1 protein-coding gene and 1 tRNA gene are annotated in these 1,171 nt (G+C 71.2%); both read right to left on the reverse strand.

Annotated features, from left to right (window positions below; genetic code table 11):
* Positions 1-196: 196 nt before the first annotated feature.
* Positions 197-269, reverse strand: a tRNA-His gene (locus tag HW445_RS31835).
* A 123-nt stretch (positions 270-392) separates the two neighbouring features.
* Entirely contained in the window at positions 393-995 is a 603-nt protein-coding gene (gene orn / locus HW445_RS31840; RefSeq protein WP_180224235.1) for an oligoribonuclease, read from the reverse strand.
* Positions 996-1,171: the final 176 nt, after the last annotated feature.

The raw sequence follows: 1,171 nt of genomic DNA on the forward strand, positions 1-1,171 counted from the left end.
CCAGTCCTCCTGAGACGCCGTCCCCGGGACGGCCGGCCACCGGGGGATTCCCTCCCGGCCGGGCGGCCGTCCCGGGCGGCCGGCCCGTGTGCTGTACCGGGCGACCGGGTCGACCGGTCCGGGCGCCGGCGTCCCCGGACACGAGGAAGGCCCCCGGGCGGTGTTTCCACCGGCCCGGGGGCCTTCCTCACTTCAGGGTGAGTGACGGGACTTGAACCCGCGACATCCTGGACCACAACCAGGTGCTCTGCCAGCTGAGCTACACCCACCATGACCGGCGGTTCGGTACCTTGCGGTTTCTTTCCGACCGGCCGAGAAAAAGTGTACAGGGTCTGAAGGGGTGCTCGCGCCGCCCTTTTCCCGGCGCCCCCGGAAGGGGCGCCGGGCGGGGATCAGCCGCCGGACACCACGTGCTTGGCGGCGATGGTGCGGGCGGTGGCGGAGTCCGGTCCCGGGTGGGGGACGAAGACGGCCTCGCGGTAGTAGCGCAGCTCGGCGATCGACTCGCGGATGTCGGCCAGCGCCCGGTGGTTGCCGGCCTTCTCCGGGGCGTTGAAGTACGCCTGCGGGTACCAGCGCCGCGCCAGCTCCTTCACCGAGGAGACGTCGACGATCCGGTAGTGCATGAAGGCTTCCAGCGTCGGCATGTCCCGCAGCAGGAAGCCGCGGTCGGTACCGACGGAGTTCCCGCACAGCGGGGCCTTGCCGGGGTCCTTCACGTGTTCACGGATGTAGGAGAGGACCCGCTCCTCGGCGTCGGCGAGGGTGGTCCCGCCGGCCAGCTCGGTCAGCAGACCGGACGCGGTGTGCATCTGACGCACCACCTCCGGCATCGTCTCCAGCGCCGAGTCCGGCGGACGGATGACGATGTCCACCCCCTCGCCGAGTACGTTCAGCTCGGAGTCGGTGACGAGGGCGGCCACCTCGATGAGAGCGTCGTCGGACAGCGAGAGACCGGTCATCTCGCAGTCGATCCACACCATGCGATCGTTCATACGTCCACCCTACGGGGCGGGAAGGTGACCGTACGCGCTGCGTTTGCCCGCCGGTACGCCGGAGGGCCGCCGGTACGCCGGAGGGCCGCCGGTACGCCTCGGGGGGGCGTGCTCACGCACGCCCCCCCCGAGATCGTTCGGGCTTTGACGACCGGGGCGCCGGACCGGGTCCGCTC

Origin of the sequence: Streptomyces sp. UH6 (assembly GCF_013421635.1) — a bacterium.
Taxonomy (GTDB): domain Bacteria; phylum Actinomycetota; class Actinomycetes; order Streptomycetales; family Streptomycetaceae; genus Streptomyces; species Streptomyces abyssomicinicus.

What these genes read in the sequence shown, in the direction of transcription:
- orn (WP_180224235.1), bottom strand. Translation starts at nt 995, where the DNA reads ATGAACGATCGCATGGTGTGGATCGACTGCGAGATGACCGGTCTCTCG.